Annotated in this window: 20 protein-coding genes and 5 pseudogenes; 9 read left to right on the top strand and 16 right to left on the bottom strand. The window is 70.3% G+C overall.

Annotation, left to right across the window (positions count from 1 at the left end):
• The 3 genes and pseudogenes from IEZ15_RS40045 to IEZ15_RS40035 all read left to right on the top strand — a co-directional run.
• A pseudogene (locus IEZ15_RS40045) lies at positions 1-129 on the top strand (transcriptional regulator); the annotation flags it as partial.
• Positions 126-503 (top strand): DUF2255 family protein, encoded by a 378-nt coding sequence (locus IEZ15_RS40040; protein ID WP_189281914.1) that lies wholly within the window; start codon positions 126-128, stop codon positions 501-503. The pseudogene IEZ15_RS40045 and the gene IEZ15_RS40040, both read left to right, overlap by 4 nt.
• Positions 504-934: 431 nt before the next feature.
• On the top strand, positions 935-2,632 hold the full coding sequence (locus IEZ15_RS40035; RefSeq protein ID WP_189281913.1) for an amidohydrolase: 1,698 nt from the start codon (positions 935-937) through the stop codon (positions 2,630-2,632).
• A gap of 99 nt (positions 2,633-2,731) precedes the next feature.
• Here IEZ15_RS40035 and IEZ15_RS45885 read toward each other — a convergent pair.
• A pseudogene (locus IEZ15_RS45885) lies at positions 2,732-2,906 on the bottom strand (L,D-transpeptidase family protein); the annotation flags it as partial.
• Positions 2,907-3,126: 220 nt separating this feature from the next.
• Here IEZ15_RS45885 and IEZ15_RS40030 point away from each other — a divergent pair.
• Positions 3,127-3,993, top strand: coding sequence for a Bax inhibitor-1/YccA family protein (locus tag IEZ15_RS40030; protein WP_373302734.1), 867 nt, complete (start codon positions 3,127-3,129; stop codon positions 3,991-3,993).
• A 199-nt stretch (positions 3,994-4,192) separates the two neighbouring features.
• Complete coding sequence (locus tag IEZ15_RS40025; protein WP_189281911.1) at positions 4,193-5,425, top strand: cytochrome P450 family protein; 1,233 nt, start codon at positions 4,193-4,195, stop codon at positions 5,423-5,425.
• 24 nt (positions 5,426-5,449) lie between these two features.
• On the opposite strand, the gene IEZ15_RS40020 is transcribed toward IEZ15_RS40025, so the two are convergent.
• The 6 genes and pseudogenes from IEZ15_RS40020 to IEZ15_RS39995 all read right to left on the bottom strand — a co-directional run bounded on the left by IEZ15_RS40020 (position 5,450) and on the right by IEZ15_RS39995 (position 12,390).
• Positions 5,450-5,887, bottom strand: a complete 438-nt coding sequence (locus tag IEZ15_RS40020) for a nuclear transport factor 2 family protein (protein WP_189281910.1) — start codon at positions 5,885-5,887, stop codon at positions 5,450-5,452.
• 146 nt (positions 5,888-6,033) lie between these two features.
• Positions 6,034-6,624, bottom strand: coding sequence for a DUF308 domain-containing protein (locus IEZ15_RS40015; protein WP_189281909.1), 591 nt, complete (start codon positions 6,622-6,624; stop codon positions 6,034-6,036).
• Positions 6,625-6,668: 44 nt separating this feature from the next.
• The gene (locus tag IEZ15_RS40010) at positions 6,669-8,294 is read right to left on the bottom strand and encodes a tannase/feruloyl esterase family alpha/beta hydrolase (protein WP_189281908.1); all 1,626 of its coding nucleotides are present in this window, start codon (positions 8,292-8,294) and stop codon (positions 6,669-6,671) included.
• Positions 8,295-8,683: 389 nt separating this feature from the next.
• The gene (locus tag IEZ15_RS40005) at positions 8,684-11,026 is read right to left on the bottom strand and encodes an ATP-binding SpoIIE family protein phosphatase (RefSeq protein WP_189281907.1); all 2,343 of its coding nucleotides are present in this window, start codon (positions 11,024-11,026) and stop codon (positions 8,684-8,686) included.
• Between the two features lies 1 nt (position 11,027).
• A complete protein-coding gene (locus tag IEZ15_RS40000) occupies positions 11,028-11,720 on the bottom strand; it encodes a cytochrome b/b6 domain-containing protein (protein WP_189281906.1) in 693 nt (230 codons plus the stop codon).
• Positions 11,668-12,390, bottom strand: a pseudogene (locus tag IEZ15_RS39995) (molybdopterin-dependent oxidoreductase). Before IEZ15_RS39995 ends, IEZ15_RS40000 begins: the two are co-directional and overlap by 53 nt.
• Positions 12,391-12,877: 487 nt before the next feature.
• Between IEZ15_RS39995 and abc-f the strand changes: the two are divergent.
• Both abc-f and IEZ15_RS39985 read left to right on the top strand, forming a co-directional pair.
• Positions 12,878-14,512, top strand: coding sequence for a ribosomal protection-like ABC-F family protein (gene abc-f, locus IEZ15_RS39990; protein WP_189281904.1), 1,635 nt, complete (start codon positions 12,878-12,880; stop codon positions 14,510-14,512).
• A gap of 79 nt (positions 14,513-14,591) precedes the next feature.
• Positions 14,592-16,244: an ABC-F family ATP-binding cassette domain-containing protein gene (locus IEZ15_RS39985; protein ID WP_189281903.1), complete on the top strand. Its 1,653-nt coding sequence runs from the start codon at positions 14,592-14,594 to the stop codon at positions 16,242-16,244.
• Positions 16,245-16,795: 551 nt separating this feature from the next.
• On the opposite strand, the gene IEZ15_RS39980 is transcribed toward IEZ15_RS39985, so the two are convergent.
• From IEZ15_RS39980 to IEZ15_RS39965, 4 genes and pseudogenes are all read right to left on the bottom strand, one after another.
• Positions 16,796-17,437 carry a hypothetical protein gene (locus IEZ15_RS39980; RefSeq protein WP_189281902.1) on the bottom strand — a complete coding sequence of 214 codons (642 nt, stop codon included), beginning with the start codon at positions 17,435-17,437 and terminating at the stop codon, positions 16,796-16,798.
• Positions 17,438-17,954: 517 nt separating this feature from the next.
• Complete coding sequence (locus tag IEZ15_RS39975) at positions 17,955-18,473, bottom strand: sigma-70 family RNA polymerase sigma factor (protein ID WP_229846459.1); 519 nt, start codon at positions 18,471-18,473, stop codon at positions 17,955-17,957.
• Positions 18,474-18,970: 497 nt separating this feature from the next.
• Positions 18,971-19,279, bottom strand: coding sequence for a hypothetical protein (locus IEZ15_RS39970; RefSeq protein ID WP_189281901.1), 309 nt, complete (start codon positions 19,277-19,279; stop codon positions 18,971-18,973).
• Positions 19,276-19,673 (bottom strand): annotated as a pseudogene (locus tag IEZ15_RS39965) (6-pyruvoyl trahydropterin synthase family protein). The gene IEZ15_RS39970 and the pseudogene IEZ15_RS39965 overlap by 4 nt, the downstream one beginning before the upstream one ends.
• Before the next feature lie 26 nt (positions 19,674-19,699).
• On the opposite strand from IEZ15_RS39965, the pseudogene IEZ15_RS47480 reads away from it, so the two are divergent.
• Both IEZ15_RS47480 and IEZ15_RS39960 read left to right on the top strand, forming a co-directional pair.
• A pseudogene (locus IEZ15_RS47480) lies at positions 19,700-20,140 on the top strand (MBL fold metallo-hydrolase); the annotation flags it as partial.
• A 389-nt stretch (positions 20,141-20,529) separates the two neighbouring features.
• Entirely contained in the window at positions 20,530-21,081 is a 552-nt protein-coding gene (locus IEZ15_RS39960) for a hypothetical protein (protein WP_189281900.1), read from the top strand.
• 159 nt (positions 21,082-21,240) lie between these two features.
• Here IEZ15_RS39960 and IEZ15_RS39955 read toward each other — a convergent pair whose 3' ends face one another.
• From IEZ15_RS39955 to IEZ15_RS46935, 5 genes are all read right to left on the bottom strand, one after another.
• On the bottom strand, positions 21,241-21,846 hold the full coding sequence (locus tag IEZ15_RS39955; protein ID WP_189281899.1) for a GPP34 family phosphoprotein: 606 nt from the start codon (positions 21,844-21,846) through the stop codon (positions 21,241-21,243).
• Positions 21,843-23,282: a dihydrolipoyl dehydrogenase family protein gene (locus IEZ15_RS39950; RefSeq protein ID WP_189281898.1), complete on the bottom strand. Its 1,440-nt coding sequence runs from the start codon at positions 23,280-23,282 to the stop codon at positions 21,843-21,845. The genes IEZ15_RS39955 and IEZ15_RS39950 overlap by 4 nt, the downstream gene beginning before the upstream one ends.
• 108 nt (positions 23,283-23,390) lie before the next feature.
• The gene (locus tag IEZ15_RS39945; protein WP_189281897.1) at positions 23,391-23,837 is read right to left on the bottom strand and encodes a VOC family protein; all 447 of its coding nucleotides are present in this window, start codon (positions 23,835-23,837) and stop codon (positions 23,391-23,393) included.
• Between the two features lie 545 nt (positions 23,838-24,382).
• Positions 24,383-24,598, bottom strand: coding sequence for a hypothetical protein (locus tag IEZ15_RS39940; protein ID WP_189281896.1), 216 nt, complete (start codon positions 24,596-24,598; stop codon positions 24,383-24,385).
• 89 nt (positions 24,599-24,687) lie between these two features.
• A partial coding sequence (locus IEZ15_RS46935) for an OsmC family protein (protein WP_506355107.1) occupies positions 24,688-24,864 on the bottom strand: 177 nt, incomplete at its 5' end.

The raw sequence follows: 24,864 nt of genomic DNA, 5'->3' as shown, positions 1-24,864 counted from the left end.
GACTCCCGACAACGCCTCATGGTCCTCACCGCCGAACCCGGCAGCCCCTCCCACGACGCCCTGCGCATCCTCACCTCCTGGACCACCGAGCAGCCCGGCACCGACCGAACAGAGGACCTGAGCCGATGACCACCTGGAAACCCGAAGACCTCACCCTGCTCTCCGAGACCTACTCCCTCGTCCTGACCGCCGGAGACGACGGCCACCCCGGCGTGGAGATCGGCATGGTGGTCGTCGACGGCGAGCTGTACGTGCGCGCCTACCGGGGAGTCCGCTCCCGCTGGTACCGGGCGGCGCGGGAACACGGCCACGGACGGATCCGGGTGGGCACCGTCACCCGCGACGTCCTCCTGGAGACCCGTGACATCGAACTCCCCGCCGGGCTCGACGCCGCCTTCCGCGACAAGTACGGACCGGTGTCCGACGCCCTCGTGGCGAGCCCGGAGGCCCGGGCCGCGACGATACGTGTCGACCAGGCCCCCTCGTCGTGCAGCGACACCTGACCGGTCCGCCGAGGTCCTTGACCGCGGTCCACGGCACTGTGCGGAAGCGGACGCCGTCGTCCCGACGGCGTCCTGCTCTGCCGGGCCCGGAGGCCAGCGGCCCTCTTGCAGGTCCGCGAAAAAGATATCTCGGGGCGGGACGGACGCCGCGTCCTGCCGCTCCTCGACCGGAGGACGGGCCCCACACAGTGGAACGGAGCCGGCCCGTCAGGAGTTCGCACCTGACTGATGTGCGGGTCACACGTCGGCCTGAAAACCTACTGATCTCGGCTCTCCATCCGAACTGTCCGCTCCGCATCGCGAGTTGAACTCCGCCGGTAGGCATGATGTGACTCCGAGAAGACACATATGATCGCTGATGACATGCCACGACCACATGTCGCGGAGCCGGTCGTCCGGCCCTTCCCTCACACTTCGAGGACGAGACTGACGTGAACGACTTCCACCCTGGCCGCAGACGCCTGCTGAAGATGTTCGGACTGGGCGCCACCGCGACCACCGCGGCCATCCTCCAGGCCGACCCGGTGCTCGCCGCGACCCTCGGGTACGACGAGAAGACCGGTGTCTCCCCCACCACCTACCGGGCCCCCAAGGGCCTGGCGAAGAGCACCGCGGCCAAGCAGACCGCGCTCGGCTGGATCACGGCGAACGAGGCCGCGATCACCAGGCTCAGCGACGACGTGTGGCAGCACGCGGAGTTGTCCCTGCGCGAGTGGAAGTCCTCCCTCGCGCACGCCAGGCTGCTGAAGGACAACGGCTTCACCATCGCGTGGGGCCCGGCCGGCTTCCCGACCGCCTTCGTCGCCACCTACGGCACCGAAGGCCCCGTCATCGGTTTCAACGCCGAGTACGACGCCCTGCCCGGCCTGTCGCAGAAGAAGGGCGTGGGCACCCACGACCCGCTGGTCTACAACTACGACGCCTACGGCCCCACTTACGGCGCCGGCCACGGCGACGCCCACAACGCCCTGGGCGCCGGCGGCACCGCCGCCGCGATCGCGGTCGCTCAGGCGATCCGCACGAACGGACTGAAGGCCAGGGTCAGACTGTTCGGCAGCGCGGGCGAGGAACAGCTCGTCGGCAAGGCGTACGCGGTCAAGGAGGGTGTCTACGACGGTCTCGACGCCTTCCTGGACTGGCACCCCTTCAACATCACGGTGCCGTTCTGGAACACCACCAGCGCGCTGATCTCGACCACCTTCACCTTCCTCGGCGCCTCAGGCCACGGCGGCACCCCTCTCGGCAACAAGAGCGGCCTGGACGGCGCCATGCTGATGGCGACGATGTCGGAGTACCTGCGGGAGAAGAACGTCGCCCCGTCCGGTCGCTTCCACTACGCCGTCATCAACGGCGGCGGCGCCCCCAACGTGACGCCGGACATGTGCTCCGTCTGGTTCTTCGTCCGCGAGGGCAGCCCGGCACGGGCCCAGGTGCTCTACGACAAGATCGTGGAGTGTGCGAAGGCCGCCGCCCGGGCCAGCCAGACCCGCCTGGTGCACAAGTTCCATTCCGCGACCTGGAACCTGCTGGCCAACAAGGCCGGTGCGGAGCTGCTCAACGACAACATGCTGCAGATCGGCGCCCCGAAGTTCACCGACGCCGACCATGCCCTGGCGAAGGCAGTCCAGAAGTCGCTGGGCAAGCCCGAGGTGGGCATGCCGACCGACCTGACCCCGCTCGCTCCTCCGGCGGCGGCCTACACCGGCGGTCTGGCCACCGACACCGCCGACATCAGCTGGCAGGCGCCCACCGCCGTGCTGCTGTCCGCGGCCTATCCGTCCGGCATCCCGAACCACAACTGGGGTGTCACCGCGACCGCGGGCACCAACATCGGTCACCAGGCGCTGCTGTCCGCCGCCCGCTACCTGGCGGCCGGCGCGATCGACCTGATCGAGCAGCCCGACCTGCTGGACGCGATGAAGCAGGAGTTCAAGGACCGTACCGAGGGCGTCGGGTGGGCCTCGATGATCCCGGACGGGAACCAGCCGCCGCTGTACGAGCCGCCGGCCGAGTTCTTGAAGGCGACCGGGCAGAGCTGGCCGCCGAAGGGTGTGACCTGGCCGGTGCCGCCGGTGGTGTCCACCGAGCAGCTGGGCACCACGGGCCCCAACCTCGCGCCTGTGACCTGATACCGGAGCGCACCCGCGCGCTCGCCCCGCTCCCCCGCCCGTGGACGTCCTTCCCTTTGGCCCACGGGCGGGGGTCCGCGTTGTGCGGGGCCGCCGGTGTCACTTCTTCAGCGAGGCCGCGTCCCCCATCACGATCACCGGGTGCAGGGGCGGGGTCCAGCGTGCGCAGCAGTTCCTTCATGTCCTTCTCCGGCAGGCTGACGCAGGCGTGGGTGGGGCCGCCGTGGCCGGCGTGCAGCCACACGCCGCCGCCCTTGCTCGCCCCCAGCGGCCGGCCTGTTCGAGCTGCCCACGGGGCCGCTGTCGGAGTGGCTGGACGCCACCTGTCGGATCACCTCAGATGACTTGCTTCTCCCTACGTCACCTGTCAAAGTGGTGACGAACAAGGTTGTCGTCGGCCCAGTAGGTGGCCAACATCACACGTATGCCATCTCGGGCTCCCGATGGCAACGCTGTTCCGCAGGCCGCATGTGCGGCGGACGAGGAGGAATGACGTGAAGACCAGCAACCCGATCTTCTCCCGCTGGAGTGCCGGCCGGGACGCCGGTCAGGTGGACGCATCCGTGCGCCACCCGGTGGGCGCCACGGTCGGCGGCCGACCGGCGGACGACTACGCGACCAACCCCTACTCCACCGCCGCGGGCCCCGGTGCCGGCCCGGACGCGCGCGCCGGCCGGACCGCACTGACCATCGACGACGTCGTCGTCCGCACCGCGACGACGCTCGGCACCGTGGCCCTGGCGGCGGTGCTGTCCTGGCTCCTGCTGCCCGCCGACGAGGCGAACATCGGCCGGTCCTACGGCATCGCCGTGGGCGCGGCCCTCGTCGCCTTCGTCCTCGCGATGATCCAAACGTTCAAGCGGGCACCCGCCCCGGCGCTGGTCCTCGGGTACGCGGCGTTCGAGGGTGTCTTCCTCGGTGTGATCTCCAGCGCGACCTCGACCTACATCGCGCCGGGCGTGGTCGTCCAGGCGGTGCTCGGCACCTTCGCGGTGTCCGCGGGTGTGCTCATCGCGTACCGGATGCGCTGGATCCGCGTCACCCAGAGGTTCGCCGGGTTCGTCGCCGCCGCCGCGACCGGTTTCCTCCTGCTGCTCGTCGCCGACCTCCTGTTCTCCGCCTTCGGCGCGGGCAACGGCCTCGGCTTCAACAGTGGCGGTCTGGGCATCGCCTTCGGCGTCATCGGCATCGTGCTCGGCGCCGCCTTCCTCGCCCTGGACTTCAAGCAGGTCGAGGACGCCATCGCCTACGGCGCGCCGCGCGAGGAGGCCTGGCTGTCCGCCTTCGGTCTCACCATGACGCTGGTGTGGATCTACCTGGAGGCGCTGCGCGTGCTGTCCATCTTCAACAGCGACAACTGAGACCGACCGGCACATGGGAGGCGGCGCCGGAGGGGGCATGCGCGGTGCGCATGCCCCCTCCGGCGTGTCCGTCCGCCGACCGGCCTGAACCTCCACGGGACCGGGCTCGTTCTCATGGCGGGGCACCCGACCGCGCCGCCCGCCATCCTCCGGGCCGGCCCCGGACGCCGCACGACCACCAGAACAGGAGAGACGCACCATGAGCCCGCACGAGCAGTGCCCGTTCCACGACAGCAGGGTGGTCATCGGTCCCGCCTTCAAGGCGGACGCCCCCGCACGGTACGCCCGGCTGCGGGCGCTCGGCCCCATCCACCCGGCCGAGTTCCACCACGGTCTGAAGGGCTGGGTGATCGTCGGCTACGACCTGGCCCGGCAGGCGCTGACCCACCCGGCCCTGCTCAAGGACGCCACGCCGGCCGCCGGGGCGCTGGCCGCCGCCGGCTACGTCCTCCATCAGCCCTCGGTCGGACTCGGCGCGCAGATGATGGAGGCCGATCCGCCCGAGCACACCCGTCTGCGCCGGCTGGCCTCGGCCGCGTTCACCCCACGCCGTACGGCCGAACTGGCGCCGCGTATGGAGCAGATCGCCCACGACCTGATCGACGCCATGCCGCCGTCGGGCGAATTCGACCTCGTCGAGGCGTTCACCAACCCGCTGCCCGCCACGGTCATCGCCGAGCTCCTCGGCATCCCGGCGGAGCATCACCTGGACTTCCGCCGCTGGTCGGGGCAGGCGCTCCAGGTGGCCTCGCCCGAGCACCGCCCGGCTCTGGCCGGTCTGCACGGGCTGCTGGCCGACCTGGTCGCGGACAAACGGCGCCGACCCCAGGACGATCTGCTGTCCGCCCTGGTCGCCGTCCGCGACGAGGAGGACGGCCGGCTGTCCGAGGAGGAGCTGGTGGGCACGGCCATGATGCTGGTCGTCGCGGGCCACGAGAGCACCGTGAACCTGCTGGGCAACGCCGTGCTGGCACTGCTGCAACACCCCGAGCAGCTGGGGCTGTTGCGCGAGAGGCCCGAGCTCATGCCCGGCGCGGTGGAGGAGTTCCTGCGCTACGACACCTCCGTCGAGCGCTCCACCAGCCGCTACGCGTCCGAGGATCTCGAACTGGGCGGGGTGCCGATCCCCCGGGGCAGCATGATCACCGTCGCTCTCGGGTCGGCCGGCCACGACGCTCCGCAGGCCGAGGGCGACGACCCCGCCGTTCTCGACGTGACCCGGCCAGGCGCCCGCCATCTGGCCTTCGGCCACGGCATCCACTACTGCCTGGGTGCCCCGCTCGCCCGGCTGGAGACGACCGTCGCCCTGCGTACCCTGCTCTCCCGCGTCCCCGAACTGGAACTCGCCGCCCCGGTGGACTCGATCGACTGGATCGGCTCCGGGATCATCCGCGGTGTGCTGTCCCTTCCGGTGCGCCGTCGCGTCGGCTGATGGCCGCCCGCCTCCTACCAGGTGCTACCCGCGCAGGTGGCGGCTGACGTCGCCCACCAGATGGATCCGGACCCGGCGCTCCGTGAAGCGCCAGTGCCCGTCCCGGCGCTCGAAGCGGTCGCTGTAGCGCCCCGCGGCCACCGGCTGGAGCGGAAAGTCGGGCAGGGACTGGAACACCGTGACGTAGGAACGCGCGGCAGCCCTTCCCGCCTCCTCGTCGACATCGACGGCGATGTTGGTCGTGACGTGATGGGTGCGCGGAGTGCCGTCCTCATAGCAAATCACGCTGTCCCGGAGCATCTTCTCCACGCCCCCGTCCCGGCCCGGGACCGGTGCTCCGCTACCGATGAACACGGCGTCGGCGAACAGTTCGCCGACGCCGGCGAAATCCCCGGTGTCAACCAGCTCGGCGTATTGGGCGATCAGGTTTGCCACAGCGGTCGTATCCGCGGTTGTGCTCATGCATCCGAGAATACATATCAGTGACCGACACACGCGTCCGGACGTCGCACACCGAAGGACCTGCACACCTGTGTGCGCCGGCGGTCCGGAAACGTCTCGACCCGCGCCCCCGGGGGCGCGGGTCGAGAGCGGGTCCTGCGAGAAGGTCAGACGGTCCGGCTGCGCAGTTGGCGGGTCTTCCAGCCCAGCAGCAGGGCCTGGGCGATGAAGAAGATTCCACCGCCCGTGGCGTACGTCGACAGCACGTCGAGCGAGGGATTGTCGCCCGCGGCCTGGATGTTGTAGAAGATCCCGACGAGGAAGGACAGACCGCCCGAGATCAGGGTCGGCCACTGCTTGCCGAACTCGGGACCGCGCCGCCGCAGCCCGACGATCACCTGAGCGGCACCGGAGATGACGGCCCAGGCTCCGAACACATGGAGCACCGGTGCCACGCCGCCCGCGCCGGCGATGCCGACCGCGATGGCGGCCAGCGTGCTGAGCACCCCGTTGAACGCCGTGACCCGGCGCTCCGATCCGTCGGGGGTGGCGCGGTAGTCGATCAGTGAGGACACCGCGTCGATCAGCGGGTAGGCGACCAGCAGTGTGATGGCCGGCGCGTCGACGTCCTCGTGGGCCTTGGCGAACGCCAGGGCCCACACCACGGCCAGGACGCCACGGCTCAGGTACAGCCTCAACAGGGAGGATCGCTCGCCGGTCGCCACCGGGCTCGACGGCGTCGCTGTCTGCGTGCTCATGATGGTTCGGCCTTTCTCAGGTCATGGGGTCGTGGGCGGCGCGGTCAGTGCCGGGAGGGGGAAACGCAGTGGAAGCTGGAGGCGACGGCCGGGTCGCCGTGGCCGTTGTAGCTGGACACCTGCGGGTAGCTGCACAGGTCACGGTTGACGGCCTCGCCGGAGGCGTTGATCAGGGTGGCGGGCAGCGTCTCGGGGGCCTTGCCGTGCTCGACCCAGGCGGTCAGTGCGGCAAGGCCGTCGGCCGAGCCGCCGGCGCCGTTGAGACCGCAGTGGGCCGTGCCCGGGGCGAGGAAGAGGCGGTAGAAGTCGTCGACCCTCTTGGCGCCGCCCATCTTCTGCTCGACCTGCTCGCGGTACTCCACGGTGCCCTGGGTGGGGATGAACTGGTCGGCCTGGCCGTGCCAGGTCAGCAGCTTGCCGCCGGACTCACGGAAGGCGGACAGGTCAGGGTCGTCCGTGCCGATGACCGTGTCGTACTCGGCCTCGGACTGCTTGAACAACTGCGTGAACTCGCTGTAGGTGATCTTCGAGATGTCGAAGGCCGGGTCCTTCTTCAGCCAGAGCTGGACCCACAGGGCGGGCACCTGGAACGGCGCTCCCGTGACGTTGCCGTCGGCGTCCGGCGGGTTGGTGTTCGCCAGGCCCTTCAGGTCGGCCCCGATCGGGACGCCGGACCACAGCTTCCTGCCCGAGGTGGTGCGCGGGCCGTCCCAGATCTTGCGTACCACGGCCGCGTCGGCCGCCGTGATGGTCATCTCCTTGCCGTTGCACGCGACCTTGGTGCCGATCAGCGTGCGGGGGTCGAAATTGCACCGCTCCGGGGCGTTGACCAGGCCGTCCTTGACGCCGTCGAGCGAGTCGCAGGCCTTGACGGCGCCGTTGGTGAAGGTGTCGAGTTCACAGGTGGTCGGGTAGGTCTTCTCGTTGTTCATGACCACCTGCGGCCACAGGGTGGCGACCTCGAACTCGTCCCAGTTGATGGCGGGCGCGTCGGCGAGGATGCCGTCGTAGTCGTCGGGGTAGCTCTGGGCCTCCATGTAGCCCTGCCGTCCGCCGGTGGAGCAGCCGGTGAAGTAGGAGTAGGCGGCGCGCTTGCTGTAGACCGCGTCGACGACCTCCTTGCCGACGACCGCCGCCTCGTGCTGGGAGCGGGAGGCGAAGTTCTTCAGCAGCGCGGTGTTGACCCGGCCGTTGCTGTTCAGCGCCCAGCTGGTGTCGAGGACGTCACCGACGCCGGCGTCCGTGGTGGTCGCCGCGTAGCCGTTCTTGACCGCGGTGCCCAGACCGACACCCCCGTCCCCGGCACCGTAGGCGCTGCCGCCGATCGCCTGGAGGCGGCCGTTCCAGCCGTTCACGGGCAGCCAGGTCTGCACCTTGGCGTGGTCGCCGTCCCCCGGGTGGGTGAGGGTGACCGTCACGTCGCAGAAAGCCGGGACGCCGGAGACCGAGCCGACCAGGATCCCGGTGTTGTCGATGGTCCCTCCCTCCCTGCGGACCGAGGTCACCGACTCCACCTCGGTGCCGGCCGGGGCCTTCACGGAGACGGTCGAGCAGTTGAAGGGCGCGGAGGCGGAGGCGGAGCTCCCGGTGGCCGCCGAAGCGCCGGTCGGCAGATACACCGCGGCCGCCAGCGGCACGCCGGCCGCGAGGACGGTCAGAAGTCGTCTCATTGCTTTCCTATCCAAGAAGTAGGTGTGCGCCGAGCAGCGGCAACACGTGTGCAAGTCACATGAGCAGGACGGTGGCCGGGTCAACGCATTCACGCGGACGAGCTCCGCATGTACGTCTCCGTGACCTCGGTATGCGACCCGAGGCAGTTCGGGTTCGCCGAAGACTGATCGAGACCGTATCACCGTTTAAAACGGTGACGGAAGGGGTGGGTCGAATTCAGCTGAACGAGTGGGCTGGCCGCCCTCGGCCCGGTCACACTCTGGCGTCCGCCGCATACCGCGACAACAGTCAGTTGACGGTCCTCGGCCACGGACCGGCCCGGTCCCCCGCCCGTCGACGAGCCCGGCCGGACTCAGTAAAGCGAGCACGTGTTAGGTCATTCGACGGTTCACCGGTCCGCCGCCCGCCCCGCGCCGGCCGCGCCGGGGATGTCCATCTCCAGCCAGACGGTCTTGCCGCGGCCGCTCGGAGAGGTGTTCCACGTGTGCGCCAGCGCGTCCACCAGGAACAGGCCGCGGCCGTGCTCCGCTCGCGCGCTGCCCTCGGCGGTGAGTGAGTAGGCGGTGGGGACGGGCGGGTCGCTGTCCGAGTCCCGCACCTCCAGCCGGACCCGGTCGCCGAACGCCCGTAGCCGCAGGTCCACATCGCTGCCCGCGTGGATGAGCGCGTTGGTCACGAGCTCCGACGTGATGAGCACGAGCTCGTCCGACAGCTCCGCCAGGCCCCACTCGCACAGGCACTCGTCCACGAAGCCACGGGCCGCTCCGACGCCCCGCAGATCGCGCCGGTGGACGTGAAAACGCGCGGTACGCGGCGCCGTACCGTCATCCGTTCCCTCGTAGCGGGCCAGCAGCAGCGCGGCGTCGTCACGTCGGCCGGAGGTGTCCACCAGCAGGTGGTCGGCCAGACGTTCCAGGTCGGTGCCCACCTGCCGGCCGTCGGCGGCCAGGCGAACATGTACGTCGTCATGGTCCGGTCCGTGCAGTCCGTCGGAGTAGAGCACCAGCACCGCCCCGGGCGGGAGGGTGTGCTCCCGGGAGAGGTAGGGGTTGCGCATATGCAGTCCGAGCGGCACGTTGGCCGGTGCCCGCAGTCGGCGAACCCTGCCGTCGGGCAGCCGGACGAGCGGCGCCGGATGCCCGGCCAGCGCCACCTCCGCCGCCCCTGTCTCCGTGTCCACGCTCACCACGCAGCAGGTCGCGAGAAGTTCGGTGCCCAGCCGGGACAGCAGCCGCTCGGTGCGTTCCAGCAGCGCCGCCGGCCGGTGGCCCTCGGTGGCGTACGCGGCGACCGCGGTACGCAACTGACCCATGACGGCGGCGCTTTCCAACGTATGGCCCTCGACGTCGCCAATGACCAGCACCACGCGATCGTCCGGCAGCATCATCACGTCGTACCAGTCACCGCCCACCTCGTCCGCCGCCCGCGCCGGCCGGTAGCGGGCCGTGGTGGTCAGGCGGGGCGCCTCCGCGAGCATGGCGGGCAGCAGCCGCCTCTGCATGCCCTCGGCGAGCGACCGGCGTCCGGCGCTCAGCCGGATGCGCTGCACCGCCGAGCCCAACAGCCCGGCCATCATGGTCAGGACTGCCCTTTCCTCGGGCGGGAACGTCCGCGGTCCGTCGAACGACAGGCAGCAGACGCCGACGACGGGAGCGTCCTCGGCCATCGGCAGATCCACGACGTGCCGACTGCCGACGAGCGGCAGGTAGGCGGTGGCGTGCGAACGGTCGTCGGCGCCGTCGCGCCGGCCGGCCGAGGAACCGGACGCACCGGGAACGAACAGAGCGCGCCCCCGCACCGCCCGGACGGCCGGCGCTTCGCCGTGCAGCGCGCTGCCGTGCAGTTCCCGCACCAGGTGCGCGGAATCCCCGCTGTGGCCCAGAACCCACAGACGGCCCTCGGCAGCCGAGGTCAGCGCCATCGCCCGGGCACGGAACGGCGCCATGACACAGAACTCCGCCGCCCCGGTGACATGCTCCATGGCGGTCGCCCGGTTCAGCATGTCGGCCAGTCGTTGCAGGGCGTACAGCAAGGACAGCCCCACGGACCCGGGGACGCCCGTGACACCCCACAGGACCTCGTCCTCGGCGTCGTCGCCCCCGGCTCCGGCTTCGGCCGACGGCTCGGTGCCGAGGACCGGGACCAGCACGGGCAGGCTCCCCGGCGCGATCGTGGCACCGCGGGCGAGGAGGTCGGCCAGCAGGACGGCGAGCCGGTCGCCGATCCGGGCCAGCCGTCGGCAGTCCGCGTCGCTGTATCCACCCCGGTCCTCGGTGCGCAGCACGGTCAGCGAGCCGAAGCGGCGCCCCTGCGTCTCCAGAGGGGCCGAGGCGACGGTGTAGGGGTAGGCCAGGGCCCCGTGCTCCAGTCCGGTGAGCGGGTCGGGTTCGGCCAGCAGCGCCACGCCGCGGTCGGCCAGGGCGCGCGCGGAGGCGTAGGGGGAATCCAGGGGCATACGGCCGGGGAGGGTGAAGACGGACGGCGGGCTGCCGCCGATCATCGCGGCCCTCAGTTCGCCGCCGTCGGGGGTCAGCAGGTACACGGCCGCCGCCACCGCGTCAAGACGGTGGGCGGCCTGGTGAACGGCGCAGTGCAGTACCGCCGCGAGCTCCTCGCCGAGGACTCCGGCGAACCCGTGGCCGCAGCCGTCCAACCGGGAACCCTCGGTGTCCGGGGCGCTGCGGTCGTCCCTGAGCCCTTCCGGCCAGGTCTGCCTTCCCAGTGGGGACATATCACACCTTGTCAACTTTCCCGGTCGCGTTGCCCGTAGGCTCCTCCCGCAGCCACCGGGAGTGGTGCCGCTCCGCCCAGGACCGGCTGACGTATCCGGTGCGCATGCCCAGCCTCGCCTCCGGGTCCTCGAACGCCTTGCGCATGTGGCCGAGCAGCACGAAGGTGATCGCCCAGGCCAGAAGGTCGTGAACAAAGATCGCGCTGGTGCGGGAGATGAAGGGCAGCAGTCCCGTGAACCACATCAGCAGACCGGTGGACATCATCACCAGTACGGCACCGGCGATCCAGCCCGCGTAGAGCTTCTGGCCGGCGTTGAACTTGCCGGCCGGACGCGCCTCCGGCGGCATCCGCCGTCTGCGGGCGGCCCGCAGCCACTGTCGGTCGTACACCGCGAAGCGGTTCAGCCTGCGCAGGTCCGCGCGGAAGTCGGCGGAGAACAGGCCCAACAGGAAGGGCAGCGGCAGCAGGATGCCCGACCACTCGTGCACTGTGACCATCAGGTGACGCCGTCCGACCAGTTGGGCCAGCGGCCCGAGGTACAGACACGTCGCGGTGACCAGGCACACCAGCATGAGCCATCCGGTGGCCCGGTGGACCATGCGCTCGGCGGTACTGAACCGTCGGACGCCGCCGGAGGGATCAGGCCGCGTCACTGTGCCGGTCGGCGTCGTCGAGCCAGCCGTCGACCGCATAACCGCGCTCCTCCCATTAGCCGGGGACTACCTTGTCGGTGACCGAGATGCCGGACAGCCACTTGGCCGACTTGTAGAAGTACATCGGGGCCACGTACAGGCGGACCGGGCCGCCGTGCTCGTGGGTGACGGGCTTGTCCTGCATATTCAGTGCCACCAGGACGTCCGAACGGCGCGCCTGTTCGAGGGTGAGGCTCTCGCTGTAGGCGCCGTCGAAGCAGGTGAAGCGGACCGCCGCACCCTTGGAACGCACCCCGGCGGCATCGAGCAGGTCGGCCAGTTTCACCCCGTCGAAGGGTGTCTTCTCCACCCGCCATCCGTCGGTGCACAGGACGTCGTGTACCACCCGGGTCTGCGGCATCGCGCGCAGGTCGGCGAGCGTGTAGATCCTGGGCCGGTCCACGAGTCCGCTCACTCGCAGCTCGTAGTTCGTCTCGTCCTTGCGTGGCACCGAACCGACGACGCTGTAGTAGCGGAAGCCGCCCGGGTTGGGCAGCAGTCCGGTGAGGCCGGTCGCGTCGACCTGGGAGGCGGCGCCGAGAAAGTCTTCCCAGCCGTGTTGCAGACAGGGCGCGGCGGCGAGCCCCGCGGCGCCCGCGCCGAGCATGCCCAGGATCGCCCGCCGCCCCACCGGTGCCCCGTCGGCCCTCCGCTTCGGCTTTCCTGCCATTGGTCAGTGCGCTCCTTCGAGGTGGCGACGATCCCGGCGGTGTGCGGCCGCACAGGACGGTACCGGCCGGGCGAGTCCACACATGTGGAAACTGTTGAACCATCGCGACATCATCACCGGTTCAACCGGTGACGATGGTGTCAGGTTGCCCCCGGAACTGTCAACAACACGATGAAGGCGACAGAACGGCCTCCGCCTCGCTCGACATGTGCCGGTGCGCACACATGTATGGGCAGGGGCGCCGCCCGTGCCGGCCAGGCAGAGGGCGACGGCTGCTAAGCTAGGAAGGACATAGGTAGACCGTGTATCGAGGAGTCGTAGACGTGGTGGGTGAAGACGACATCTCCGGGTGAGACCCGGATCTGACGGCCACCGGCCGGTGCTCAGGAGCACTGCCGAGGTGGTCCGTCTTGTCGTACCCCTTTTCCCACGTCTGCCCAGGGCAGAAGACTGAATCTCTGCCCTCAAGCCTTTCGAGGTCACCTCCATGTCCGACGTCGCCATCGTCTGCTCGAACCTGTCCTTCGCCTGGCCCGACGACACCCCGGTCTTCCAGGACCTGTCCTTCACCGTGAACAGCGGCCGCACCGGCCTGGTCGCCCCCAACGGCTCCGGCAAGAGCACCCTGCTCAAGCTGATCGCCGGCGAGCTGAAGCCCGCCACCGGCTCGGTGTCCGTCGGCGGCACGCTGGGTTACCTCCCGCAGAGCCTGCCCCTGACCAGCAGCCTCACGGTCGCCGAGGTACTCGGCATTCGCCCGATCATCCAGGCCATCGACGCCGTGGAATCCGGGGACGTCGACGAAAAGCACTTCACCACCATCGGCGACGACTGGGACATCGAGGAGCGCACCCGCGCCCAGCTCGACCGCCTCGGTCTCGCCGACCTCACCCTGGACCGCAGCCTGAGCACGCTCAGCGGCGGCCAGGTCGTCTCCCTCGGCCTCGCCGCCCAGCTGCTCAAGCGCCCCGACGTACTGCTGCTCGACGAGCCCACCAACAACCTCGACGCCGAGGCCCGCCACAAGCTCTACGACGTGCTCTCCGACTTCACCGGCTGCCTGCTGCTCGTCAGCCACGACCGCGCACTGCTCGACCGCATGCAACGCATTGCCGAGCTCGGCCACGACGAACTGCGCCTGTACGGCGGCAACTTCACCGAGTACGAGGAAGCCGTGCGCGCCGAGCAGGAGGTCGCCGAGAAGAACGTCCGCAACGCCGAACAGGAACTGAAGCGCGAGAAGCGGGAGATGCAGCAGGCCCGCGAACGCGCCGAGCGCCGCGCGAGCAACGCCGCCAAGAACCTCAAGAACGCCGGCCTGCCCAAGATCTTCGCCGGCAACATGAAGCGCGGCGCGCAGGAGGCCGCAGGCAAGTCCGGCACGATGCACGCCTCCCGGGTCAGCGAGGCCAAGGCCCGCCTCGACGAGGCCGGACGCGCGCTGCGCGAGGAGCAGCGCCTGACCCTGGAACTGCCCGACACCCAGGTGCCCGCCGGGCGCAATCTCTTCCTCGGCGAGGGGATGCAGGTCCGCCTCGGGGACAAGGAAGTCTTCGCCGCGGGCGGCATCGACCTGACCGTCCGCGGCCCCGAGCGCATTGCGCTGACCGGGCCCAACGGCGCGGGAAAGACCACCCTGATGCGTCTGATCACTGGCGAACTCACCCCGGACGGTGGGGAGATCAAGCGCAACGACGGCCGGATCGCCTACCTCTCGCAGCGCCTGGACCTGCTGGACCTGGACCGCACCGTGGCGGAGAACTTCGCCGCGTTCGCCCCCGAGCGGCCCGAGGCGGAGCGGATGAACCTGCTCGCCCGCTTCCTCTTCCGGGGCGCGCGGGCCCACCTGCCGGTCGGGGTGCTCTCCGGCGGCGAGCGGCTGCGCGCCACCCTGGCCTGTGTGCTGTGCGCCGAGCCGGCGCCGCATCTGCTGCTGCTCGACGAGCCGACCAACAACCTCGACCTGGTCAGCGCGGGCCAGCTGGAGAGCGCGCTCAACTCCTACCAGGGCGCTTTCATGGTGGTCAGCCACGACGAGCGGTTCCTCGCCGAGATCGGGGTGAACCGCTGGCTGCGGCTGGCCGACGGGGTGCTCAAGGAAACGGGAGCCCCTGGCATGTGAGCCGTCGGCGTGTGACGTGGCCCGCGTCCGAGGCCGTGCGCCCGGCGGGCCGACCACCGATCACGTTGGACGGTTCCCTGTGTCCCAGCCTGCTCTGCTCGCCCATGACCTCGTCCGCGTCCTGGGCGGCCGACGCGTCCTCGACGGCGTCTGTCTGACCGCCTCCCCCGGCCACCGCATCGGCCTGATCGGGGAGAACGGTGTCGGCAAGTCCACCCTGCTGCGGGTGCTCGCCGGCGTGGACGAACCCGACGCGGGAGGCGTCACCCGCCCGGGCGACCTCGGCTTTCTCCACCAGGAGATGCCCTTCGACGCCGGCTCGTCGATCGCCGCGGTGCTGAACGAGGCGCTGCGCGAGGCCCGCGAGGACCTCGCCGAGCTGGACCGGCTCGGCGAGGGACTCGCCCGCGTCCCGGAGGACGACCCCGGCCACCAGGAGCTCCTCGACGCCTACGGCAGGCGGCTGGAGCAGGCCCAGGACCGGGAGTCCTGGGACGCCGACCGCCGCGCGGCCCTGGTGCTGGACGGCCTGGGCCTCGGTACCTTCGGGCACGACAGCACGCTCGGTTCGCTCTCCGGCGGGCAGCGCGGCCGGCTGGCCCTGGCCGCGCTGCTCGTCCGGCGGCCGTCGGCGCTGCTGCTGGACGAGCCGACCAACCACCTGGACGACGACGCCGCCGCCTTCCTGGAGGAGCAGATCCGCGGCCTGCCCGGAGCCGTGGTCGTCGCCAGCCACGACCGGGCATTCCTCGACGCCGTCTGCACCGACCTGATCGACCTCGACCCGGCGGTGGACGGGCCGGTCCGCTTCGGCGGCAACTACAGCGCCTATCTGAGCGAGAAGCGTGCCGAGCGGGAGCGCTGGGAGCGGCGGTACGCCGAGGAGCAGCAGGAGCTGGAGGAACTGCGGCACTCGGCGGGGGTGACAGCGCACCAGGTCGCACCGGACCGGGGGCGGAGCGACAACGAGAAGATGGGGTACGGCCACCGGGCCGGCCGGGTGCAGAGCCAGGTCTCCCGCCGGGTGCGCAACGCCACCCGGCGGCTGGAGGAGCTGGAGCGCGCCCAGGTCGCCGAGCCGCCCCGGCCACTGCGGTTCACGGCCGGGGAACTGGCCGCGCGAGCGGAGGAGGATTCGCGGCCCCTGGTGTCCCTGGGGGACGTACGGGTGCCCGGCCGGCTCACTCTGGACAGCCTGGAGTTGTCGGCGACCGACCGGCTGCTGGTCACGGGCGGCAACGGGGCGGGCAAGTCGACGCTGCTCGCCGTGCTGGCCGGAGATCTCCCGGCCCGGGGCGAGGTGCACAGGCGGCGCGGGCTGACGGTGGGGCTGCTCACCCAGGACACCGTGTTCGACCGGCCCGAGCGCACGGTCCGCGACACCTACGAACTGTCGCTGGGCGCGGCGCGGGCCGAGAAGGTGCCGCTGGCCTCACTGGGTCTGACGCACGAGGCGGACCTGGACAGACCGGTCGGACAGCTGTCCGTGGGGCAGCGTCGGCGGCTCGCGCTGGCCCTGCTGGTGGCGCGCCCGCCCCAGCTGCTGCTGTTGGACGAGCCCACCAACCACCTCTCCCCTCGCCTGTGCGACGAGCTGGAGGCCGCGCTGGGCAGCGGACCCGGCGCGATCGTCGTGGCCAGCCACGACCGCTGGCTGCGCCGACGCTGGCAGGGCCGCGAACTCCGGCTGAAGCCGGGTGCCGGGCGGAAGGAGGACACGACACGGGTCTGATCCCGCCCCTGACCTGCGCTCACCCTGCGCGGTGCCGTACGAACACGACCACGGCCGAGCAGAGAGCGCCGCCTGGACTGGTGACGATCCTTGCGCTTCGCGATAGTCACTCGTCAAGATGGTGACGTGAATCTGACCGAACGCCCGCTGCCCCAGGTGTTCGACCGGCCGTCCGCCCCGACGCTCGCACAGCTGTCGACCGCACGGAACGCGTTCCTGCCGAGCGGGGTCGTACCGCTGGTCGCGCCTGGCGCGGCGCCGTGCCGGAGGACGATGAGCACGCCTCGCCCGGCCGGCCGGGGAAGGGGGCGGCAGCCGTGCAGCGCCTCGTGGGCCTCGGCCACGCAGCCCCCGGGAGCAGGCCAGGACATCGGCTCCGCCTCCGCTTCGGCCTGGCGGCGGCAAACGGGTGATTCCGGCCGACGCCGATCCGACCGCGGAGCCTCCCAACTGGACAACGCGACGGCCGAAAGGTTCAGCACACCGGGCACGTCGCGCACACCGCGTGCACCGGGGTGCCGCTTCGCGGTGTGACAGAAATACGTAGCACCTCAGAAGTACATGGCGCGGTGGCTGCGGTAGGCGAAGGTGTCGCCCGAGCTGAGGATGGTCACGATGTCCTCGCAGAAGCACCGGTACTCCGCCTCCTGCTCGGCCGACAGGGGCACGGAGACCACCGGCTCCCCGGGAACGGCCTGCCCCAGGGTGTCCAACAGCCGTTGCGGGGGCGGAAGCAACAGAACCTCCATCACGCGCCGGAAGACCTCGGTGAGGCCGTCCTCCCGCTCCGGCGGTTCGGCACACACCTCGGCGCACACCTGACCCGTCACCGCGCGCCGGGCCTGATCGGTCGCGATGAGCAGGTCGAGGCAGGCCGTGAGGTGCCCGAGGTCGACCGTGGTCACCTCGACCGGATACAGGCTCGTCAGCTGGTCGCCGCGCGGACTGTAGAGGACATATCTGGTCTCCTCATACAGAGCGGGATCGGCAGATGTACCCGCCTTGTGCCACTCGAACCACAGCGGAAGTTTCAGCAGTACCTGTACCCAGCTGTCGTAGGCATCCGAGATGATCCGCTCGTCGTCGGACTCCAGGCCCGCACTGTGCAGTCGGTAGAGGCGGCGGAGAAGCGGTTCTTCAAGACTCTGGAACTTCGCGAAGAACACGGGGTCGTCGGGAACCAGAACGTACAAAGGGCTCCTCCTCTCACCAGTTTGACGACTCGTGACGGCGAGCCGTCCAACGGGCCACCTCCACGGAGCCGCTCAGCCGTACGGGGACGTCCGCCGTCCAGTCGATACCGTGGCGCGGCACAGCCGCGCGCCGCAACTGACGGCGCTCGGGCCGACCCGCTGGTGCAGCGGGCTCCCCAAGCGGGCATCCGGCCGACAGAAGCCGTCATGAGGTTGAACGGAGCAGCCTTCCGCGAGGTTCACCTGCTGTCCTCCCGGTCCCGGCGTCCCGGCGCGGATGTCGCCCGACCTGTTGCAAGGGTGTCTCGGTGCATGTCGAAGCCGATGACGCCGTCGGCCTGTTCTGCGAGCATGGTCACGCGGTTCCTGGTCGTGGTGGACCAGCCGGCCTCGATCGGCGCGCGAAACCGACACCGAGTCCCCACCTCGGTCATCCATGCCCGCATTGTGAGAGACGCAGCTTGACCAAACACATAGGGGCCCCCGCAGTCGGCCGAGGCGGACAGACGAGGGAGCTCTACGCCGCCTCGGGTCGCGCGACCGCGCGCAGCTTGCGCAGGGCGTTGTGCTGACGGCTCTTGACCGTTCCGGCCGGCACTCCGAGGATGCCGGCGGTTTCCTGGATGCTGCGGTCGCACAGGTATATGTGGACCAGCACAGCGCGGTGTTCGGGAGACAGCCGGCGCAGCAGCGGCCTGACCACCAGGGCGTCGTGCACCGCCTCGGTGCTGCCCGTGCGCGACACGGGGTCGTTGCAGGTGACTCCGACGACCTCTCTCCGGGCGTGGGGCTTGCGCACCCAGTCGATGACCAGATGCCGGGTCACGGTGAAGAGCCAGCCGCGGACCGAACCTTCCATCCCGAGCAGACGGTCGATGTTCCGCCAGGCCCGGATGATGGCCTCCTGGACGATGTCCTCGGCAAGTCCGTGGTCACCCAGCATCTTCTCGGCATACGAGACAAGACCGTCCCGGTGTTCCCTCATGATGGTGCCGAGCAGATCGGACCGGGACATAGCCGTGAGGGGCGTAGCCATAGTGTTCTGAACCATCCTGGTTCTCTGTCGTGCAGCGACCGGAGGCCGGATGTAGCCCCCGCACTCACACTGTAGGCAAGGGCAAGTGCGAGAACACTGCCGCATTTGTGTCGCCCCAGTGCCGCGTCCCCGTCCGGCGAGCACATGTGCGCGGACGGTACCCGGGCCGCGCCGAAAAACCCCTCCTCACCAGGTGGTTTTCCATTCCACCCCGTCATTCCCAGCCTTAGCAGAACTCAAACAATTGAGAGGTGTGAGTTATATGTCACGTGCGTCGAGCCGCCTTGACCGATCCCGGGAGCAGGCGGACCCAGGAAAACACATGTGACTGTCGTGGGGCGCATGGGTGGAAGGTGTGCCAGGCCCGTCCGACCCGGCCACGCGTGTGACACTCTCTGCCCGGTACGCGAGGCGCGCGTCGCGGTGACGCCCCCGAGGGCCACGGGCGCAGAGGGCCATCGACACCGAGGCCCACCGGCACCGACAGCGCTGTTCGTTCATGAGCGCGGGTTCCAGCGAGACAGTGCACCGGCCGGTCCCGGTACGACCAGGCCAGGCGACTGCCTCGTCCAGCACGGCACACTCAGCCACTTCGACTCGGACTGCCGGTCCGACGGCGTGCACAAAGCGGGCAGCGGCCTCACGGAGCTGTCGTGGCCCGCGTCCTCCCCGGCCTCGGGCCGGCCGAGGCTGCGGGCCGAGGGGTAGAACACTCCCCCGGTGACGGTGCGCGGCTGAGCGGTACCCCGGGTGCCTTCGAGCTCGCGCCGCCCGTACGGCGGCGCGAGCTCCCGTGCGTCGGTCACACGCCGCACTCGTAGGAGGCCCACGCGATGTGCGACTCGTGCAGCGTCACGGCCACCTCGCGGATCCCCCGGGCGCCCTCCCCCGGCGTCCCCGCGTGGGTCGCCTCGACGAGGCGTTCGGCGATCACCTTGGCCAGGTACTCCGTCGAGGCGTTGATCTGGTGGAACCGCTCCTCGTTGTCGAGGTTGTGGTGGTTGAACTCGCCGATCACCCTGCCGAGTTCCAGGGAGGCCAGACCTATGTCGACGACGATGTTGTCGTCGTCCGGCTCGGGGTGGCGAAACGTCGCGTCCACGATGAACGTCGCTCCGTGCAGCCGCTGGGCGGCTCGAAGACCTCGCCGCGGAAGCTGTGGGCGACCATCATGTGGTCACGTACGGTGATGTTGAACAAGAGTCCTCCAGGTGGGGGGCGACATACCCGTCCTCATGCACCAGGACGAGGTGTCACACGCCCGCCACGACCACCTCGATCGGGTGTCCGTCGGGCAGGTCCTCGCGCAGGCATGGCGGCCCGGTGTGCTCCCGTGGGCCGTGCACGCCCTCCGGGCCGGCAGCACCACCCATGTCCCCGTCTGCGAGCCGCAGGCTTTCCCGGCGCCGGGAGCACTGGACCTGCCCGGTGTGTGCCTGTGCCCGTGCACACACACCGGAACACATCGAGGGCCACTGTGCCTATCACCTGCCCCGGAGCGGCATCCTCATCACCGGCGACGCCCTGGTGACCGCGCGTGGGCTCTCGGCTCCTCGGCCGTGACCGAGGGTGTGGACGCGGGCATTCTGCTGCCCGGCCACGGACCTGTGCACCACGGCTCGGCGAGGGAGCCCGCCCTGGCCGCCCGCCGACATGTCACCAGGTGACGGATCCGCACCCGCGAAACGAGACGGCACCCCCCGTACGCGGAACCCGGTCCCGCCCGACCGGCCCACTCGGGCATCGGTCGGGCGGGACCGGTCGTTGTACCGGCCGCGACAACGTCCGACATATCACAGTCCATGAAGGGCCGTCGGCGGACGGTTCGACGAAACACTTACCGGGCAGTATGTTCGGGGGAACCTCGTGCGGGTGACTTCGTCGAGCCTCGGGGAGTTGAAGAAAGGTCGGCACCTCCTACATGCGCAGGCACGTCGGCGCTTATCGTGAAGAGTGAACATGCCCGACCGACCGTCTGGCGTTGACACTTATCCGCGCGGGTCCCTCGGCATGGGTACCATGCGCAACATCATCCATATCGAGGGAGTGAACGGTTGTGACCAGCCAGTCAGCCGCCACGCTCCGATCGCGGTACGTAGAACAGGCCGCGTCGGACTTGGAGGAGAACCGTCGGCGACAGCAGGAGCTGACGGAGAAGATCACGATGTTGAAGCAGGAGGAAGCCCTCCTGGCGGACATCCTGAACCTCGCCGAGCGGTACGAGGGCTTCGCGGACGCGTCCCGTCTGCCCGAGCAGGCGCAGGACGAGCCCGTCGCCGCGAAGGCGAAGCGGACACCTGCCGCCTCGCGGCGTTCGGCGTCGGTCAGGACCGCTCCGGCGGGCACCACGGCGAAGGCCGGCGCGAAGGGGAAGTCGCGCCAGCCACTGCTCGGTGAACTCCTGGCGGACCTGCTCGGCAACTACGACGAGCCACGTCTGGCAAAGGAGCTGCGGGACGAACTCATGGAGAAGCACCCGGACCGCAACCCCACACCCCAGGTGGTGCGGAACACCCTGGAGTCCCTGGTCGCCAAGGGACGTATCCAGCGCCACAAGCAGCAGCGTTCCGTCATGTACACCCTGGTGAAGCCGGGTGGGGCGAGCTAACGCCTGCGTTAGTCCCGCGGACGGTGGTCCCCCGGCCGCACGCCGGTACGAGCCCTGTGTGACCCGGCCCTCCACGCTGGACGGGTGAGGCACCTCCGGGCCGTGCGGCAAGGGGCCCTCCTTACAGAACCAGGTCCGCCGGCCGTACCACCGAGCGGTCTAGCCCCGCCACATGTTGTCGAACGCGGCGCTTTCGACATCCCGTCGCAGCTGTGCGGCCTCCAGCTCCGTGACCGCGCCGCCGACAGCGGCCAGTACGGTGGTGACCGCGTCCCCGATGAGGTGCTCACGGGCCGGCGACGGCTTGTCCCCGAGCCCCAGGGCGGCCAGCAGAGCCGCGAGAACGGGCTCTCCGGACGTCCGGCGTTCCTCGGCACTGACATGTTCCGGCGAGTCGGCCGGTACGGCCCGCGCGGACCGCCGCCGGAACACGTGCCCCCGTGGGTGCGCGACGAGCCCGGCCTTCTCCAGGTCCTCGACGTAGGCTGCGGCGAGTTCGCCGCCGCGCCGCCACAGCCAGCCGTCGACCGTCTCGTACCGCTCCCCCCGCCGGACGAGCGAGGCGAGCGCCTCGTCCAGCAGACGGTCGCCTGTCGCCACCCGCGGGCCGGGCACCATGCGGTCGCCGTCCAGGGTCAGCGCCCCGCTCTCCAGGAGATCGACCGCCTCGGCCCCCGCGAGCGCGAGGGACAGGCCGCTCTGCTCCACGGTCCGGTCGGGCGGCAGGCCCAGGGCGATGAGCGCGAGGTCTTGTGCGGTGGTCATGAGTCCCGCCTTGTCTCCAGCAGGCGCAGCCACACCTCACTGATGGTGGGGAAAGCTGGTACGGCGTGCCAGAGGCGCTCGACCGGCACCTGCGCGGTGATGGCGACGGTGGCCGAGTACAGCAGTTCACCGACGCCCGGTCCGACGAAGGTGGCGCCGACGACGACCTCGCGGTCCCGGTCGATGAGGATCCGGGCCTTGCCCCGGTAGTCGGGACGGTACTGGAGGGCGCCGGCGAGGTGGCCGATCTCGTAGTCGACGACCTCGACGGAGCGACCGGTGCGCTCTGCCTCACGGACGGTCAGGCCCACGGAGGCGACCTCGGGATCGGTGAAGACGACGCCCGGGACGGCCTCGATGTCGGCCGTGCCGGTGTGCGCGGACCAGCGGCCGGTGTCGAGCTCCTCGCCCCGGGCCCGGGTGGCGATCACGGCGCCGGCGATCCGCGCCTGGTACTTGCCCTGGTGAGTGAAGAGCGCCCGGCGGTTGACGTCGCCGACGGCGTACAGCCAGTTCCCGGGGACGGCGGTAACGGTCAGGCTGTCGTCGGTGGCGAGCCAGTCACCCGGGCTCAGTCCCACGGTGTCGAGCCCGATGTCCGCCGAGCGCGGGGCGCGGCCGGTGGCGAAGAGGATCTCGTCGGCGGTGAGTTCATCGCCGTCCGAGAGGGTGATCCGGACCTCGCCGTCGGACCCCCGCTCCGCGGCGACGACCGAGGTGTTGAACCGTACGTCCGCACCGGCCTCCCACAGGCGCTCGTTGACCAGCTCGCCCGCGAAGGGCTCCATGCGCGGCAGGAGCCCCTCCTCCCGGGCGAGCAGGGTCACCCGGCTGCCCAGGGCCTGCCAGGCGGTGGCCATCTCGACGCCCACCACACCGGCGCCGACGATCACCAGACGCCCGGGCACCGCCTGGGCACTGGTCGCCTCCCGGCTGGTCCATGGCCGCAGGGTCTCGATCCCGGGCAGCGGGGGCAGGGCCGCGCGGCTGCCGGTGCACACGGCGACGGCGTGTTGGGCGCGCAGGCGGACGGTGTCGCCTTCGGAGGTCTCCACGGACACCTCGCGCTCCCCCGTCAGTCGGCCGTGGCCGCGCAGCAGGTCGATGCCCGCCGACTTGATCCACTCGACCTGGCCGTCGTCCTTCCAGTCCGCGGACATGCGGTTGCGGTGCGCGAGGACGGCCTCTGCGTCCAACAGGCCTTTGACGGCGGGGTCGAGCCCGGGAACGTGTACGGCGTCGGCGCGGAGCAGGACGGGGCGCAGCAGTGCCTTACTGGGTTCGCAGGCCCAGTACGAGCATTCGCCGCCGGCCAGTTCGCTCTCCACGATGACGGTGCTCAGGCCCGCGGCGGTGGTGCGGGCCGCGACATTCTCGCCGACCGGTCCTGCGCCGATCACTATGACGTCGTATGTGCGGATGTTCTCGGTCGTCATGTGTCCTCCGGTGGACGGGTGCCGGTCGGATGGTGTCGGGTGGGTGTCGTGGCCTCCGGGGTGGGCGGTCCCGGCGCGGCATGGGGTCGGTCGCGCCGGGACCGGGCCTCAGCGGCCGGGGGCGCGTTCGGTGACTTCCTGGAGGAACCACTCGTTGCCGTCGAGGTCCTTGAAGGCGGCGAAGGTGCCGTAGCTGGACCGCTCGGGGTGCAGACCGGGCACCCGGTGGGTGCCACCGGCGTGGTGGAAGGCGCTGGTCTCGTCGCGGAACGGGCCGGAGACCTCCACACCTCGGGACTCCAGCTCCTCCTGCGCCTTGACGATGTCGGTGACGGTCAGCTGGAGGCCGTGGAGCGTGCCCGCCTCCTGCTGGGTGAGGCCCTCGCCGAAGATGATCGAGCACTCGGAGCCGGGCGGGGTCACCTGCACGATCCGGTAGCCGTCGTTGATCGGGAAGTCGGCGTCGAGGCGCCAGCCGAGCTGCTCCACGTAGAAGCCCTTGGCGCCGTCCACATCGGACACCGGCAGAATGACGACTTCGAGCTTCATGTCCATGGCTGTGATCTCGCTTTCGATGATTCCGATGGTTCGGTCATGGGGTGGGTCGGTGCGCGTCGGGTCTCACTGTCGGCCGCGGTCGACATGTCCCGCATCAGTCACCTGACGGTGTGTCCGGGCCAGGACCCGAGGTCAGGCCCTTAAGCCATCCGACTCGTCCGCGTTGATCAATTCGTTACGCGGCCACCAGCATCTGACGGGCTTCGGATACGTGTGAATCTCGGGTGCTCCGCCCTCAACCAGGTGTGCGCGCGACAGTCCACGGCGTTGACCGGATGTGCCATGCGGCTGCGGCCGCGCCCCGGGCGGAGACCTTCGACCGATCACGGAAGGACAGATCTTGAGAAGACTGAACACGTACGCGCCGACCGTCGGACACCCGGGTGAGAGCGTGATGGCCACCGCCGTCAAAAGCACCCTCACGCATCACGGATGGCACCACTGACAGTCCCGTCGTGTGGCCCCGGTCGGCCCGGCACGAACCCGTGCCGGGCCGACCCTTTCATGTGGTCTCCGCTCGTACGGGCCCGTCGGCCCGCCCGTCAGAGGAAGTTCGCGGCCGTCGGGCCGTAGCCCGAGAACACCACGCTCTCCGCCCAGTTCCACACCTGTATGTCGGCAGGCAGGTCACGCTGCTCGGAGCCTGCCGCGCCCCGGGGCGGCTGCTCGCCGGAGACGGGGGAATCGGCGGGGACACGGCCGGGGGCGGAGCGACGATGCCCGGCGGTCCGTACATGTGTGTGCGTCATGGAGGTCATGTCCTGCCCTCGCTCCTCGGTCGAGGGGGTAGCGGGTCCCGTGCGAGGGGCGTGGAGGGGAGCACGGGACCCGCGGTCGTGGGGTCGTGTCAGGCGGCGGTGCCGGCGTTGATGGTGACGGGGATGTTGTCGCGCGTGGCCTTGGAGTACGGGCAGATCTGGTGGGCGGCGTGCGCGAGTTCCTCGGCGGTGGCCTGGTCGACGCCGCCGAGGACGGGGCTGAGGACCGCCGAGAGGGAGAACTCGCCGTCGTCGCCGTGGGTGAG

The sequence above is a fragment of the Streptomyces atratus genome (assembly GCF_014648655.1).
In the GTDB taxonomy this organism is placed as follows: domain Bacteria; phylum Actinomycetota; class Actinomycetes; order Streptomycetales; family Streptomycetaceae; genus Streptomyces; species Streptomyces atratus.
Note: the sequence above shows the minus strand (reverse complement) of the source record. Positions and strands in the feature narration are given on the sequence as shown.